This window comes from Persicitalea jodogahamensis (genome assembly GCF_014651615.1).
Classification (GTDB): Bacteria; Bacteroidota; Bacteroidia; order Cytophagales; family Spirosomataceae; genus Persicitalea; species Persicitalea jodogahamensis.
This window is the reverse complement of record NZ_BMXF01000005.1, coordinates 215,981-230,794: the sequence shown is the minus strand read 5'-3', so window position 1 is coordinate 230,794 and position 14,814 is coordinate 215,981. Positions and strand designations below refer to the sequence as shown.

Sequence of the window (14,814 nt, the reverse complement as noted above, 5' to 3'; positions counted from 1 at the left end):
GTAGTTATTCACATAAATACTTCTTGGGCGTAATTGGTAAGTTGTTTCTGCGCGATTTCGATGTACTCCGGGCGGAACATTTTGGTTTTGCGCGACGACCAGTCTTCGATTTGTTTTCGTACTTCTTCTTTGGACGTATCTGCTCCCCGCTCTTTCATCAGATAATCCACGGTGGCGAGTAGTTCCAGCGAGAAAGCCGACTCAAAGCCGTCAATCAGGCGCAGTAGGTTTTGCAGCCGGTCCCGCTGCTCAGCGGTCAGGTCGCGATCTACGTAGTCTTTTACTTCGTCCCACTTCTCGTAATTCAGTTGCAGGGGTTCGAAGGGCCTCGCCTCATTTTGTTCAAGACCGTGCAGGTAAGTGTCATTCAGGTTGTACAGTACATGACCAACCTGTACGGAATAGGGGCCGTAGTTCTCAGGGACAAATGTCAAGTTGAGGTTTTCTCCCATCCGTTGCAGAAAGTAGGCCAGCTTGTTGGCCACGAACAAGCTGCTTTGCTCACCCTGACTTTCATAGGTAAACAGGCTGTACAGCAGCATCGCGCGGCCAGGGCTTAGTTTCGCTCTTCTGGAGGTATTTTCTGCCAACGTGTTCTTAATATAGCTTTTTATGATTGAAAAGTACCTTCCTGCAATTTAACCTTACTTTGAATTGTAACTCCCAAGATAACAGCTTTGTGTTCAGGTAAAGCAGTTATACCGCTATTTCTTACTGCATAGTCACGACGAGGATCTCAAATTTGTGATTTTGCCTGCTATCGAACAGTAATTTTATTAGTAAGGCATTATTGGTGGTACGTTTTTGTTGATTTGATGAGTGGTGATTGCAAGTTTAAATCTTTTGATAACTTTGCAGCCCTCTTATTGGTGGTGTGTTACTTAGTAAGTAGTTCTATATCCTCGTATGCTTTTTTTCCAAGGCACTGTGTAAAAACTTCTTCAATCATCCGCTCTCACTGCTGAATGTCGACATCTTTTTTAGAAAAATCCAAGGAGAGCTTAGAGTCAGCACAGTTTTTGATAGATGAAGGAAAGTACAATTCTAGCATACATTGCGCGTATTACAGTTGTGTTCAAGTTTTACTTCATGTTCTACACGATAATTTAGGGTTGAACGATAGTCAGTTTGAGAACGAAATATCTAATTATTTAAGAAATAGAGGGAAGGGAGGCTCTCATGCCTATTACATCAACCGTGTGATAACTGATTTGGTAAATAAGAACCGAGTGGTCAGTAGGTTGAATACGAAGCTGATCGACTTGAAAGATCTACGTGTGAGGGCTGATTACAAAACAGATACCATCGATAGAAAGGAGGCAAATACGGCGCTTAGCTTCGCAGAAACCTCTATAAATGAATTAATTACGCATTACAACTTACCCAAATTATGACGAACAGCATAGACTTAGCAAAGAACATTGTTGATCGGCTTGTTATGGCACTTCCTACCATTAAGTGCCGCTATGAATATAGGGACTATTCCGATACCCACATGATCGAAGTACTTCCGCTATCGGTTTACGATAGTGAGGCCTTTGAGAATGCGGCTGAACCGTTATTGATGGAGTTTATAAGTCAATTTATGGGCGAATCACTTTGCTTTATCTCGGATGAAAGCCTTTCTTCGATAAAAAACTCGATGTACGAGGCGCAAGGCAAGGCATACCTGTCTTCGGGTTTGTACCAGGCCGCTAAGCCTTCTTCTGTGTCTAAGAATAGAATAGAGGTACGCATTGACTCTGACTTCTTTAAAGGATTGCCTGAAAAAATTAGTGCTTCGGATAACATTAATCCTGGGGAGGCTGAATACGCAATGGCTGCTTAGTCTTGTACCGCAACACGCTACGGAATGTACAAACTCAAAAATATTTTCTTAATCGAAAGCACTTTCAAGAGAATTGAGGTCATCAATTCATCTGAAAATGTTGAACGGTTGTTAGATTTTAAAGTCGATACTATAAATCGTGAATCACTGAATTTTAATGTGATCTTGAATGTGGATTTTGTTCAGCCAGGGGAAGAAGGGCCGGAAGTTGAGATTAAGGTTAAAATGGCGGGGCATTTTGAGCGGGAAGGAGAGACGGATAGTCCGCCTTTGGATTACTTTACCTACGTGAACGCTCCTGCTATGCTTTACCCTTTTGTACGGGAGCACATAGCCTCGTTGACCGCAAAAGCGGGTATGGACACTGCACTTTTACCGCCTTTCAATTTTGTAGAGATGTACCACAGGCGAAAAACGGAAGAAGAAGCTAAGCAACAAGAAGGAAGCCCTGCCAATTAAGACAGGGCTTTTTTAATGCTCAAACTTCGGGTTTGCCTCCGGGTGCCCGGAATAGCACAGCCCGTGATGCAGGATGTGCTCTACATTTTCCCAATGTACGATCCGAAATAAACGTATGTTTTCAGGAATTTGGCCGGGCATTGGGAGTTGGTTAAGTTGTCGCTAGAAAATTTGATTGATTAGAGATTTTAAGAGGGTTTTTGTACTCAGAACTTTACTTTCAGCTCTACCTATTACTTGATGCAATAAATTTGTTGTCAGCAAAATTTCCTTTTGCTCTCTAATTGAGGGCAGTACAATTGGAAAATTCTCCACATCTACTTTGGTAATATTGGGGTCTTTACGAGAGCTAACAGCAACCTTCTTCCAATATTCAATTTTTGTATTTAGGACAAGAAGTAAGAAATCAGGTAGAATAATATTAGAGTCAACCATAATAGCCGAAACGGCTTGATTTGTTGCAGCTGGTGTTCTTAAAATTCCAGTCCTACCGATTTGGTTAAAACCACCATACATTGCAACAAGTACAGTATTAACTGGTCTTACTTTACATGAGGTACTGTCAATAGCTTCTTGGGTGATTTTCTCTTCTGTTTGAGTTATTTCTCCGTTATTTAAATCCAAAGTTTTCACCCAGGGGATTGAGCCATTTTCATAAAAGCTCATGGTGGCTCTTAAAGGAGTCGATCCAGCTTGGACTTTTCCAATTAATCCTAACTTAGAAGTCTTCCACCCTAGTGGCTTTTTATAAGGGTCGTTTTCCTGACTAATTGAGTTCTTTGCAAATACATTTAATTGAACAATTAATTTATTCGGAACATCCAGTTCTCTCTCCACCACCGCATCCGCTGCCCAAAGCAGTTCCGCCAGTTGAGCCTGCTGGTCTTTGGGAGGGAGAAGGAATTCGTAATCAGCGAAATCTTTGAGCTTGGCTCGAGGTGAAAGCGAACCCGCCGAATTCTTGACGGCCAGATCAAAGAAAGTGTCGTTTTGAATTAAGAATGGCAGTAGTTCGGGAATCAATCCTTTTCGCGCTTCCAGCACCGTAATATCGCCCGAGCAAATACCATCGAACGTAGCCAGAGCGGCTTTTTTTAGGTACGCTCTTCTCCGGCCAAAAAGCATTTGCCCTTTCCTGAATACCTTGGTGAATGTGGTACCTTCCGACAATTCAGCCCAGCTATTTAGGTGCAGGTTTTCCGATTCCAGATGCTCCAAACCCACGATGCGGTCGATTCCTTCGGCAGCCGGATCTTTCACGGTTTCGCGTACTTCTTTCACCACATCGCCCAGTTGTACTTTTTTCCAAAGGGTTTTTTCAATATTCAATTCCTTCGTCGCTGCTTCGGTCGCTATCATACCAGGGTTGCAAATAAATTTTCCATTGAATTTTTTAACGCTTTCGAGCTTTCTTCCCAATTATGCAGCGTCTGTTCAAAAGTCAGCGTTTCACCCGTGTCTTCCTTCTCGGGTTGCACGTACAAATTGATGGCTAATTTGCCATTATTCGCTTCTATTTCCTCTGTATCAACCACCCGCGCCAAATCCGGTATATCCCGGTAGCTTTTGTAAGCCTGAAAAATGGTTTGAATGTGCGCTTCTTCCAGAAAAGCAATATTCTTGTCCTGCCTTACTTTCTTGACGGCATTGATGAAGAGTACCTTACCCTGCTGCTCAGGTCGTTTGTGATTGTTGGTCACTAGCAAACAGGCTTCCATCGGGGAATTGTAAAACAGGTTGGGCCCCAGGCCAATCACACATTCCACCACATCCTGCTCGATCATGGCCCGGCGCATGGTCGCTTCCGAATCCCGGAACAGAATGCCGTGCGGCCACAGCGAAATGGAGCGACCATTCTGCGGATCGAGGCTTTTCTGGATATGCTGCTGAAAGGCATAATCGGCACAGCCCTGCGGCGGGGTACCCCACAGATTCCGGCCATAAGGATCGCTCTCAAAAGCTTTCCGATCCCAGGCTTTGATGGAGTAAGGCGGGTTGGCCAGAATCACGTTGAACTGCCGAAGCTCGTCATTGTACAACAGGCCGGGCGCGCTCAGCGTGTCGCCGCGCACAATCTGAAACTCCTCGATGCCGTGCATAAACATGTTCATGCGCGCAATGGCCGACGTAATGAGGTTGATCTCCTGCCCGTAGAGTTTGAGGGAGCGGTACTCCTGTCCGTTGGCTTTCAGTTGCAGGGCGCAGTTGAGCAGCAGCCCGCCCGAGCCGCAGGTAGGGTCATAGACGCTCTCGCCGGGCTGCGGGTCCATCATGAGCGTCATGAGGCGCACCACGGTGCGGTTGGTATAAAACTCGGCGGCAGTGTGGCCGCTGTCGTCGGCAAACTGCTTGATCAGATACTCGTAGCCGTTGCCCAGTTGGTCGTCGGGCACGTTCGCCATGTTGAGCTTGTGCTGCGAGTAGTGCTCCATCAGGTTCAGCAGGGTTTCGTCGCTCAGGCGGTCCTTATTGGTCCAGCTGGCATCGCCAAAAATCCCGAACAGCGTTTCGGGGTTGGCCTTTTCGATCTCCCGCATGGCGTCCTGCAACGCCACGCCCACGTTGACGGTCTGTTCGCGCACATCGTTCCAGTGCGATCCCTTGGGAATCTGGAAACGGTGGTTTTCTTCAAAGGCGGCGTATTCGAGGTCGCCATCGCTAAGGGCCAGCGCGGCGGCGTACTCCTCATCGTAGACATCGGAAATACGCTTGAAAAACAACAGCGGAAAAATGTACTGCTTGTAGTCGCCGGCGTCAATGTGGCCACGCAGGTAGGTAGCCGCGCCCCAGAGGTACTTTTCGAGTTGAGATTGAGTCATTGGGTAAATTCAGTTTGAGCCGCTAAAAACAGGGCACCTTTTTGGGTTAGCCGGTAACGTTGTTCGGGATCACTGGGGTTTTCAGGATTTGTTTTCTCCACCAGATTTGTTTGTTGTAAAGGTTCCAGGTAGGTTTCCCTAAATCGCGCCCGGTTACTGTACCCAATCCAGTGCATGATTTGTTCTAGTCGGGCCGGGGTAGCGGTAAGCGTTAGGATAGCGATAAGGTACCATACCCTTTTTTCAAGGAGCTTGGTACCATTTTGCGACCAGCCTGGTACCAACTTGATCCGTTCAGGGTCAGAAACCTGCTTTTTGGGCCATTTCAGGGGTACCAGCCTGGTACCAATCTGATGCCAGCCTGGTACCAGGTGCGATGCCAGCTCATCCCAGCTGTATGATTTCCAGTGGGAATTCAGCTGTACCTGAGCTAACCCAGTCGCTACATGATCTACGGCCTCATCAGGTAGCTGGAGCCAGTGTATCAGCTGTTCTGCAAAGGGCTGCAACGTAGCAACTGCCAATGGTACTTCGGTACGAAACACCTCATTTTCATAGAACATCGGAGTAGCCCCCGGAACGTACACGGCCAGGTACTTGTGGACATTGCGTACCCCCGAGCCGATTTCGTCAGTCCAGCCAAAGGCCGTAAAGAATTTTCTTATGTTTGGATTCTTAGGATACGGGCTAAAATTCATAGGCTCGATGGGGCCATGAAACAAGGGTCGGTTGGGATTGGTCGTCAATACCTTGTCCGGGTAAATAACTAGTTCGGAAGAACGCCCGTGACTGTACTCCCGATGCACAACCAGATTACCTATCACCTCCCGAAAAAGCAACTCCCGCAAGTCTCTACGCTGACCATTCTCAATATAGAACTGCTCATTGAGGTGCTTTTTTATAAAGTCCATCAATTCAATATAGGTATCGATTAAGTTGGTACGTAGCGTGATACGGTCGTCGTATCGATCCAGGTTAATACGACGAACCATGGCCTCTACTTTGTAAGCAGGGAGCAGATTCTGTATTGTAATGTCAGTGCCGAATACCAAGGCTGCTGCCAGAGTAAGGCCTTCCTCGCCAGTAGAGAAATCTTTTTTGTACAAAGACGATTCCTTAAGAATTTGCTCATCCGAGGCAGTTACCCAGGGGTGCGTACTGGCAAAGCCCCGGATCAGGGTCCGCGCTTTGTCAAAGAGCCCAGCATCTAAGTCCGAAAAAGTAAGGTAGGGATAGATTTGCGCTTCCGAAAAGAACTGCCTCTTGCGCAGGTAAATATCGCCTACTTTCTGCTGGTTGGATGTAATATCCAGGTCGGCATCTGCTTCCCGCCAGTACACCTTTTTTTTGTAAGTATGCAGTTGAGAACTGGCCGGTACTTGTAAAACGATAACCTTTCCCTTAGGGTGGTCCACCACCAGAGGACTGAGCAGAAGCGTTGGGCTGATAGACTCAGGTGAGCTAAGGCTCGTGATAATGCTCGCTTGGTAATTCTGTAACAGCGTTTCGTCAATTCCTACAACCTGACCCGTATCCTCTGCACCGAGCACAATAGTTCCTCCATCCGTATTTGAAAAACTAACTACTGATTCGTAGAGAGACGACGGCACCCCGCCCTGAGCTTCTTTAAACTCAATGCGTGTACCTTCTCCTGCTTTAAGCTTTATCGTCAATTCCTCAGCTGTCATACCTACTGTGTGGCGGAGTTTAAAAACAAAATCCGGCTATTCAATATTATTTTCCGCTATAAAACAAGGAGTGAATCATGCTCCAACCACGAAGCTCTGAAGCTTTCGCCTGAACGCTACCTCGGCCCGCTGGCATTCGGTCCAGGCGGTTTTGAGGTCGGCCAGGGCTTCTTCTACCGTAGGCAGGTTGTCTTCGATCTGCTTTTCGATGTAGAGCGGAAGGTTCAGGTTATAATCGTTGTCGGCAAGGTCGGTCAGGGTAGCTACCTTCACCTGATTGGGCACGTCTTTGAAGTCGGCGTACCACTGGAAAATCTGATCCACGTGTTCCTTTTCGAGGTAGTTCTGGGCGCGGCCCGTCCGTACCTGTTCCGAGGCGTCGATAAAAAGTACCTTCCCTTGCCGGTCGGCGGCTTTGCGGCTGCGGTACACCATCACGCAGGCCGCCAACTGGGTACCATAAAAAATGTTGGGCCCCAGGCCAATCACAGCTTCGAGCAAATCCATCTCCAGCAGCGTCTGCCGGATGCGCCCCTCGGCCCCTTTCCGAAACAGCGCCCCGTGCGGTAGTACCACCGCCATGCGGCCCGTGTCGGGCTTCATGGATTTGATCATGTGCTGCACCCAGGCCATATCGCCGTTGCCGTCGGGTGGTACCCCGGCGATGTTGCGGCCGTAGGGATCGCTGGCCCAGTTGTCGGCACCCCATTCTTTCAGAGAAAAAGGCGGATTGGCAATCACGCAATCAAAAGTTTGCAGGGCATCAGCGGCAAAGTAGGCCGGTTGCCGCAGGGTATCGCCGCGGGCAATCTGAAAGTCCTCGATGCCGTGCAGGAACATATTCATGCGGGCAATGGACGACGACGTCAGATTTTTCTCCTGACCGTAGAGTTTCAGCGTCCGGTAGTCTTCGCCCTGCTCTTTGAGGTGGTTGATGGATTCGAGCAACATACCACCCGTTCCGCAGGCTGGATCGTAAATGCTCTCGCCCTCGTGGGCATCTACGATGAGCCCCATAAGATGCACTACGGTGCGCGGCGTGTAGAATTCGCCGGCTTTCTTATTAGTCAAATCGGCAAAGTGCTTGATCAGGTACTCGTAGGCCTGCCCAAGAATGTCAGGATCTACTACGGAATTGGCCAAGCGGTACTGCGAAAAATGCTCCACCAAGTTAATTAGCAACTGATCCGAGAGCATATTCTTGTTACTCCACTGCGCATCGCCGAATATCCCGGACAGGTACTCTTGATTCACTTGCTCGATGCCCCGGAAGGCCTTTTCCAGCGCCATGCCGACGTTGGTGGTCGTTTCGCGCACATCCCGCCAGTGACAGCCTGCCGGAATTTCAAAACGGTGAAACTCCGGCAACGAAGCGTACTCCTCATCCCCGTCCGACTCGGCCAGCGCCAGTTGGTACTCTTCGTCGTACACATCCGAAATGCGCTTGAAAAACAGCATCGGAAAGATATAGGCCTTGAAATCCGACGCGCCCACGGGTCCTTTCAGTATCCAGGCCGCCTTGGCCAGGTACTGTTCCAGTTGGGAAAGGGTGATTTTATCGGGATTGATGTCGAGTTGGAGTTGCATAGGTGGAATCTCTCTTTTTACGTCAAATATAATGCGCTTATTCGGGTTGCGTAGTAACGCTGTCCATTCCGGAAACCCTATGAAGGGGGGCAGCTTGGTGTCATTGCTATGTGAAACAGCAACTTCAAAGACTTTTTATTAAAAGAAAGGCTCTGAGTATAGGGAATTACCTCAACGTTTTTTCCAGAGCTTTCGATCATGGTTCCAATGTCATGAATTACCATTACAAGTTTTGAAGGAATCAGGTATCTATACAGGCAGCCAGGCAAGTATATCTCCGACAAATCAGCCTGCATAAAAACCACAGGACGTTTCGGATGACTATCTTTGCCGATAACCCAGCCGCTGAAATATTCGTTATCAGGTAATGAACGCCCCAACTACTCAAACTACCCCCAACCTTCACGCCCTAGCCCGCCAACTCGATGGCGAGCTGTTTCAGGACGACACGCTCCGCACCCTTTACGCCACTGATGCTTCGGCTTACCGCGAGATGCCGTTGGCCGTGGCGATTCCCCGCACGGAGCAGGATCTGAAAACGCTGATTGCCTTTGCGCGGGAAAATGGCGTTTCGCTTATTCCCCGCACGGCGGGTACTTCGCTGGCCGGGCAGGTGGTGGGCGGCGGCATTGTAGTGGATGTGTCGAAACACTTTAATAAAATTCTGGAAATCAACGCTGAGGAGGGCTGGGTACGGACGCAGCCGGGCGTCGTGCGCGACGAGCTGAACATGGCCGTGAAGGAATATGGCTTGTACTTCGGTCCCGAAACCTCTACCGCCAATCGCGCGATGGTCGGGGGGATGGTGGGGAACAATTCCTGCGGCTCTAACTCGGTGGTGTATGGTTCCACGCGGGAGCATTTGCTGGAAGTGAAGGCATTGCTTTTCGATAGTACGGAGGCGGTTTTTTCGGCGACAAACAATGTACAACGGCTCGCGCAAATGCCGGGGTTGTCGGGCAAGATTTACAAAAAGACGCTGGAAATCCTTTCCAATCCCGAAAATCAGGCCGAGATACGGAAAAACTTTCCCAAGAAATCCATCGAACGGCGCAACACGGGTTATGCGCTGGACCAATTGCTGGATTGCGCGCCATTTACACCCGAAGGGCCCGACTTCAATATGTGCCGCCTCATTGCGGGTTCGGAAGGTACTTTGTGCTTCCTGACCGAGATAAAACTCAACCTCGTGCCGCTGCCGCCCAAAACGCAGGGGCTGCTGTGCGCGCATTTCAACACCATTGACGAAACACTTCGCGCCACGATCATCGCTCTGAAGTACCAGCCGCAAGCTGTCGAACTCATTGACAGCTACGTGCTGGAATGCGCCGCTACCAACGCCGAACAGCGACAAAACGCTTTTTTCGTAAAAGATAAAGAGGATGGTACCTACCCGGCGATTCTGGTCGTGGATCTCTCTCGCGAAACGCAGCCGGAAGTGGAGAAACTGGCCGCCGATCTGGAAGCCGAATTGCGAGCCGCCGGGCTGGGCTTTCACTTTCCGTTGCTTTTTGGCGACGACACCAAGAAAATCTGGACACTGCGGAAGGCCGGATTGGGACTTTTGGCCAACATTCCTGGTGATGAAAAGGCCGTGGCGGTAATCGAGGACACTGCCGTGGATGTGCTGGATCAACCGGACTACATCCGCGACTTCAACGAGATTCTGCACAGGCACAATATGTCGGCGGTGCACTACGCTCACGCGGGGTCGGGAGAATTACATCTGCGGCCGATCATAAATCTGAAGACTCAGGAAGGACACCGCCAGTTCAGGATGATTGCGGAAGAAATTGCCACGCTGGTCAAGAAATATGATGGCTCGCTCTCGGGCGAACACGGCGACGGGCGCCTGCGCGGTGAGTTTATCCCGCAGATGGTGGGGCCGCACAACTACGAACTGTTCCAGGAAATCAAGCGTACCTGGGACCCGCAGGCCATTTTCAATCCCGGCAAGATTGTGGATGCCGCGCCGATGGACACCTTCCTGCGCTACGAGGCCGACCAATCCAACCCGGAGTTCAAGACCTATTTCCGCTTCGAAAACCAGACCATCCTGCAACACGCCGAGCAGTGCAATGGCTCGGGCGATTGCCGCAAGACGCAGCTCAGCGGCGGCACAATGTGCCCCAGCTACATGGCGACGCGCAACGAGAAGGAAACTACCCGTGCCCGCGCCAACATCCTGCGCGAAATGCTCACGCGCTCGCCGAAGGACAATCGCTTCGACCACGAGGAGATCAAGGAAGTCTACGACCTCTGCCTGGCCTGCAAGGGCTGCAAGGGCGAATGCCCCAGCAACGTGGACGTCGCCAAGCTAAAAATGGAATTCCTGCAACAATACCACGATGTCCACGGCGTGCCGATGCGCTCGTGGCTGGTGGGGAATTTTTCCAGAATGACGGGAATAGCCAGCTATGTGCCGTGGGCGTATAATATGGTTTTCAAGAACGCACCGCTGCGTCGCCTCGCCAACCGCGTCGTGGGCTTCCACCCCGACCGTACCATGCCGCTGCTGCGTGGCGAAACGCTGCGGGGTTGGTTTGGGAAAGAGGGAAAAGGAAGCAACCCAACTTCTACGGATCAGAAAGTTTATCTCTTCTGCGATGAATTCACGAACTACAACGATGTCGAAATCGGTAAGAAAGCGATCTGGACTTTGCAGAAACTGGGCTACAAAGTAGAAATTCCCGACCACGCGCCCAGCGGACGCCCTCAACTGTCCAAAGGGCTTTTGAAAGACGCCAAAAAAATTGCCGAACAGAATATCCTAGCCCTGAAAGACCTCGTCTCGCACGACACGCCGCTCGTCGGCATCGAGCCCTCGGCCATCCTCACCTTCCGCGACGAGTACCCCGATTTGGTCAGCGATGAACTGGTGGAAGCGGCCAAAGCGCTTGCCCAGAATGCCCTGCAATTTGACGAATTCATGGCGCGGGAAATTGACCTGAAGAAGATTTCGTCAGATCATTTCACCAAAGAAAAACGCCTGATCAAACTCCACGGACATTGCCAGCAAAAGGCCATCGCCAGCCTGGTCCCGACCAAAAAGATGCTCTCGCTACCCGAAAACTACGCTGTGCAACTCATCCCAAGTGGCTGCTGCGGTATGGCGGGTAGTTTTGGCTACGAAGCCGAGCATTACGACCTTTCCATGCAGATCGGCGAACTGGTACTTTTCCCCGCCGTGCGCCAGCAACCCGATGAGGTGATCATTGCCGCGCCGGGAACGAGTTGCCGCCACCAAATCCACGATGGCACGGGCCGTAAGGCGCTGCATCCGGCGGAGATTTTATTCGATGCCCTGGCGTAGGGGAGAGCGACAAAGCCAGAAGTTTTTCGTTGTTATCGATGACTTGGGCATTAAATGGCTTCGCGCGGTGCGCGGTGAAGGCAGCTATAGCCCCAATGTAGTTGCGATCTTCGAAAATGCCCTATTCCGTTTGCGGTGCGCCACAGACGCCAGGATGGGACACCATGTCGGCCGACTGTGCTCGTTGTAAATCGGGTTGAGTTCGGTCAGGGCAAGCGGAATTGACAGTGTCTTCAAGGTACTTTTCCAACCGTAGCGTTGCGGCCTCCAAAGACCAGTTTTTCCAAACATTGACAACGCCCTGTTTCCCCATCTCTTCCCTGACGTCCGGGTTTTTGATAAGATATGAAATTTTATCAGCAATATCGATTTCATTCGGGGCTGTCAAGAAACCCGTTCTACCATCAATAACAGTTTCTCTTACTCCGCCTTGCAGCAGACCGACCACGGGCGTTGAACAGGCGTTGGCTTCAAGCGGAGCAAATCCAAATGGTTCAAGCTTGGAGGTGTAAACAAGGCAAACTGCGTTATTTAAGAGCTTGACCAACGCTCTATTACTAACTCGTTCCCTGAGGATAAATTCGACTTTCAGACTGTCGGCGAGCTTTTGGACCATACTCAGATATTGCAAGTCGTTCAGGTTACTAACCCACACTAGTGAGGGCCTGTCTTCTGGTATTGCTGCGATGGATTTAATAGCCAGTTCGACGCCTTTGTGAAAAAAAACACTTCCTAAGCCAATGACGTAATTTTGAACACTTTTTTTGTCAAGTGGCCTAAATAGAGAAGTGTCTATCCCTAGATAACAAACATCACCGCTTCTATTGTAAGCCCTTGTACAGCTCTCTGTCGAAAAAACAGAATTTACGAGTAATCTGTCGACCACATCGACATTGATCCGTTCTTCTCTAAGCTGCACTCTCGCGTTGCTGGTCTTCCACCAATCTTTCATCCATTCCCACCAGAAAGAGGACTTTTTTTTGCTTAATAGAGATGCAGAGCCAGGCATTTCCCAGAAACTCCTGGGATGAGCTTCGTAGAAAAAACGGCGTGGTTCTCCCAGATAAAGTACTTTGGGGATTTTTACAAAGCGGCTAATGAAGGGCGCTGCATAGTAGTAGCAGCAATTGGCAAACAGCAGATCAAAACTACCTTCGTTTATTTCCCTTGCGCACTCCAAGCTGTGCAATTCCATCTCGCGAATGTTAACATCCTTTTCAAAGAGAACTGATCCAATCCGATCCAGATAGGGAATGTGTTCTGTTCTTTTTAGGGGAACTTCATGAAAAAGCACACCGCTGGGGAACTCAATGAGGCCATCGGCAGTGGGATTTGGAGACCACACTTCCAGGTGATGTCCTCTTTCATGAAGTCCATTCAGATGGTAATTTAATGCTCGTGCACCGCCGCCATAAGGCAAGTTATGCCAAACTGCAATCTTCATAGAGCAAAGGGAAAGTTTGAATAAAATCTACCATGCTTTTATCCAGCGAAACGGAAAAGGTAAGTCGTAATGACTCTGCTTTACACCAGTACTAGTAAAGACGAGAGTGTCGAAGAGCTAAACTACCCTACTGCCACCGATATAAAACCCCCAAAACCTTCTTCAAAAAAGGCGTCAAATCACCCGTCCGAATGGAATTCGTCGCTTTCTGATTAATCCGCGACGACACAGGGTAGGCATACACCTTATTGAACAATACATTGGTGTTTAGCTTCGCCAGTTGCGCCGTAAACAATTCCTGCACCATTTCTCCGGCTTTGGGGGCAATCATGCTGCCGCCCAGGAGGGTACTTTTTCCGAAAAACCAGCTCTTCTTGCTGACGTAAAGTACCAGCTGCCCGTAGCGGTAGTCGTCAGTAATGGCGCGGTCGTCGTCCTCAAAACGTTGGGTGATTTTTTCAAAATCGACGTTGTCTTTTTTCAAATCTTCCTCGGAACGCCCGAAGGTGGCGATTTCCGGCTCGGTAAATGTGACCCAGGAAAGGTCAGCATAGGTATGTTTCTTTTTGAGAAACGGCACAAAGAAATTCCGCATCAGTTGCCGGACGTGCTTTTCGGCTCCGTGTGAGAAGTAATACAGGCCCGTGGAATCGCCCGCCGTGAACACGCGCGGATTGGTAGTTTGGAGATAGTCGTTGATCACGATTTTGCCCTTTTTTACTTCGATTCCTGCCTTATCCAGCCCGAGGCCATCGGTAGTTACCACGCGCCCAATCGCTACCAGCGCGGCGTCGAATTTGAGTTTCGTTTTCGTTCTTTTATTCGTGGTAATTTCTGCTTCATTGGGCGTCGGAAAAGCAACAACTTCCGACTCATGCATGATTTTGATTCCCTCTTTTTTGAATTGTGCTTCCAGGATCTCGGAAAACTCCGGCAATTCCTTTGAAGAAAGCCGCTCGCCCCGGTCCACGATCGTAACCTCAGAGCCCAGCCGCCGGAAGGCCTGCGCCATTTCGCAGCCAATGGGGCCGCCACCAATTACCAACAGGTGGTCGGGTAGTTTTTTCAGATCGTAGAAAAGTGTTTCGTTGGTATAAAGGTTGATACTTTCGGCTCCCGGCACGCCCAGTTTGCGCGGCTTCGATCCGGTGGCAAGTACGAATCGCCTGGCGGTGTACTTCGCGCCGCTTACTTCCAGGGTTTCCTCATCCAGAAAATGCGCCCGGCCAATGATTACATCCAAATCTTTTTCCTGCCGCAGGTAATCGGCATTCTCGTGGGCGCGGATGACGGCTTGCTGGCCGTGCACGTAGTTCATCACCTTTTCGAAATCGGCTTTACCCTCAGTTTTCAGGCCGAAAGTTTCTGCTTGCCGGGCGTACGCAAATTGCCTGGCGACGTGGAGGACAGCCTTGCTGGGAACGCAGCCGAAGTTCAGGCAGTCGCCACCCACATTGCTCTCTTTTTCTTCAATCAGCAGTACGTCCAGACCGATGGTTTTGGCGGCCAGCGACATGCCTAACCCGCCGCTTCCGGCGCCAACTACTATCAAATCATATGTATGGTTCATATAAATCTTAATTAGGAGAAGGGTTTTGTTTTTTCTTGTTAAAATTACATATATTGGGTAGTCTTTGTGACTGGCTGCAATGAAAAGTACCTTATCGCAGAGACAA

At 49.7% G+C, this 14,814-nt stretch carries 11 protein-coding genes; 4 read left to right on the top strand and 7 right to left on the bottom strand.

The window, feature by feature from the left end; genetic code table 11:
* Positions 1-8: 8 nt before the first annotated feature.
* Entirely contained in the window at positions 9-590 is a 582-nt protein-coding gene (locus tag IE117_RS22160; protein ID WP_189567380.1) for a hypothetical protein, read from the bottom strand.
* A gap of 375 nt (positions 591-965) precedes the next feature.
* On the opposite strand from IE117_RS22160, the gene IE117_RS26600 reads away from it, so the two are divergent.
* From IE117_RS26600 to IE117_RS22145, 3 genes are read left to right on the top strand one after another with little or no spacing between them, the layout of a single operon-like run.
* Positions 966-1,394, top strand: a complete 429-nt coding sequence (locus IE117_RS26600) for a HEPN domain-containing protein (RefSeq protein WP_189567378.1) — start codon at positions 966-968, stop codon at positions 1,392-1,394.
* Entirely contained in the window at positions 1,391-1,828 is a 438-nt protein-coding gene (locus IE117_RS22150) for a hypothetical protein (protein WP_189567377.1), read from the top strand. Before IE117_RS26600 ends, IE117_RS22150 begins: the two co-directional genes overlap by 4 nt.
* A gap of 24 nt (positions 1,829-1,852) precedes the next feature.
* A complete protein-coding gene (locus IE117_RS22145; protein WP_189567375.1) occupies positions 1,853-2,287 on the top strand; it encodes a protein-export chaperone SecB in 435 nt (144 codons plus the stop codon).
* A 162-nt stretch (positions 2,288-2,449) separates the two neighbouring features.
* Here the strand turns inward: IE117_RS22145 and IE117_RS22140 are convergent, their stop codons facing one another.
* The 4 genes from IE117_RS22140 to IE117_RS22125 all read right to left on the bottom strand — a co-directional run bounded on the left by IE117_RS22140 (position 2,450) and on the right by IE117_RS22125 (position 8,381).
* Complete coding sequence (locus IE117_RS22140) at positions 2,450-3,646, bottom strand: restriction endonuclease subunit S (RefSeq protein ID WP_189567373.1); 1,197 nt, start codon at positions 3,644-3,646, stop codon at positions 2,450-2,452.
* Positions 3,643-5,106 carry a type I restriction-modification system subunit M gene (locus IE117_RS22135; protein ID WP_189567371.1) on the bottom strand — a complete coding sequence of 488 codons (1,464 nt, stop codon included), beginning with the start codon at positions 5,104-5,106 and terminating at the stop codon, positions 3,643-3,645. The genes IE117_RS22140 and IE117_RS22135 overlap by 4 nt, the downstream gene beginning before the upstream one ends.
* Positions 5,103-6,794 (bottom strand): AlbA family DNA-binding domain-containing protein, encoded by a 1,692-nt coding sequence (locus IE117_RS22130; RefSeq protein WP_189567369.1) that lies wholly within the window; start codon positions 6,792-6,794, stop codon positions 5,103-5,105. Before IE117_RS22130 ends, IE117_RS22135 begins: the two co-directional genes overlap by 4 nt.
* A gap of 75 nt (positions 6,795-6,869) precedes the next feature.
* Positions 6,870-8,381 carry a type I restriction-modification system subunit M gene (locus tag IE117_RS22125; RefSeq protein WP_189567367.1) on the bottom strand — a complete coding sequence of 504 codons (1,512 nt, stop codon included), beginning with the start codon at positions 8,379-8,381 and terminating at the stop codon, positions 6,870-6,872.
* 367 nt (positions 8,382-8,748) lie between these two features.
* On the opposite strand from IE117_RS22125, the gene IE117_RS22120 reads away from it, so the two are divergent.
* Positions 8,749-11,694: an FAD-binding and (Fe-S)-binding domain-containing protein gene (locus IE117_RS22120; protein ID WP_189567365.1), complete on the top strand. Its 2,946-nt coding sequence runs from the start codon at positions 8,749-8,751 to the stop codon at positions 11,692-11,694.
* A gap of 121 nt (positions 11,695-11,815) precedes the next feature.
* On the opposite strand, the gene IE117_RS22115 is transcribed toward IE117_RS22120, so the two are convergent.
* Positions 11,816-13,138 (bottom strand): glycosyltransferase family 4 protein, encoded by a 1,323-nt coding sequence (locus tag IE117_RS22115; RefSeq protein ID WP_189567356.1) that lies wholly within the window; start codon positions 13,136-13,138, stop codon positions 11,816-11,818.
* 127 nt (positions 13,139-13,265) lie between these two features.
* Positions 13,266-14,708, bottom strand: a complete 1,443-nt coding sequence (locus tag IE117_RS22110; protein WP_189567354.1) for a dihydrolipoyl dehydrogenase family protein — start codon at positions 14,706-14,708, stop codon at positions 13,266-13,268.
* Positions 14,709-14,814 lie beyond the last annotated feature (106 nt).